The sequence below is a fragment of the Herminiimonas sp. genome, from assembly GCF_030645555.1.
Lineage (GTDB): Bacteria > Pseudomonadota > Gammaproteobacteria > Burkholderiales > Burkholderiaceae_D > Oxalicibacterium.
Map to the genome: position 1 here is coordinate 1 of NZ_JAUSME010000224.1, position 1084 is coordinate 1084.

General features: G+C 62.2%; 1 protein-coding gene. It reads right to left on the reverse strand.

Translation table 11 applies throughout. The annotated features are described in order from the left end of the window. The coding region (locus Q7T06_RS08780) for a dihydropteroate synthase (protein ID WP_304783592.1) at nucleotides 1-1084 on the reverse strand (1084 nt) is incomplete at both ends.

A 1084-nucleotide genomic window follows, 5' to 3' on the forward strand; every position in this document is an offset into this window, starting at 1 on the left:
CGCTCACCTTCGCATAGGGCAGGTTCTCGCGTATCCAGCGGGTGGCATTGATGAAATCCACCGCGTAGTTGTTGTGCTCCTCGATGCCGGTCGCGATCGCAAAGATGTTCGGATCGAAGATGATGTCTTCCGGCGGGAAGCCGACGCGATCGACCAGCAGCCGGTAAGCGCGTTCGCAGATCTCGGTCTTGCGCGCGAAGGTGTCGGCCTGGCCCTTTTCGTCAAATGCCATCACGATCACCGCAGCGCCATAACGGCGGCACAATGAAGCCTGGCGCAGGAATTCTTCCTCGCCTTCCTTCATCGAAATCGAGTTGACGACCGACTTGCCCTGCACGCACTTGAGGCCGGCCTCGATCACCGACCATTTGGACGAGTCGATCATGACCGGCACGCGCGCAATGTCCGGCTCGGACGCAATCAGGTTCATGAAGCGGGTCATCGCCGCGACCGAATCCAGCATTGCCTCGTCCATGTTGACGTCGATGATCTGGGCGCCGTTCTCGACCTGCTGGCGGGCCACCGACAGCGCCTCGTCGTACTGCTCGTTCAGGATCATCCGGGCGAAGGCTTTCGACCCGGTCACGTTGGTGCGCTCGCCGACGTTCACGAACAGCGAGGTTTCGTCGACGGTAAACGGTTCCAGGCCGGACAGGCGCAACGCGCGCGGCACATCCGGCAACTTGCGCGGCGCAATGGCGGCCACCGTCTGCGCAATTGCCTTGATATGCGCCGGGGTGGTGCCGCAGCAGCCGCCGGCAATGTTGACGAAGCCGCTTTCAGCAAACTCCTTCAGCAGGGACGAGGTGACGTCCGGTGTTTCGTCGAAACCGGTATCGGACATCGGATTGGGCAGTCCGGCGTTCGGATAGATGCAGATGAAGGTGTCGGCGATGTTCGACAGTTCTTCCGCGTAGGGCCGCATCAGCGCCGCACCGAGTGCGCAGTTCAGGCCTACCGTCAACGGCCTTGCATGGCGCACCGAGTTCCAGAAGGCAGGCACCGTCTGGCCCGACAGGATACGGCCGGAGGCGTCGGTCACCGTGCCCGAAATCATCACAGGCAAGCGCGTGCCGGTCTCTTC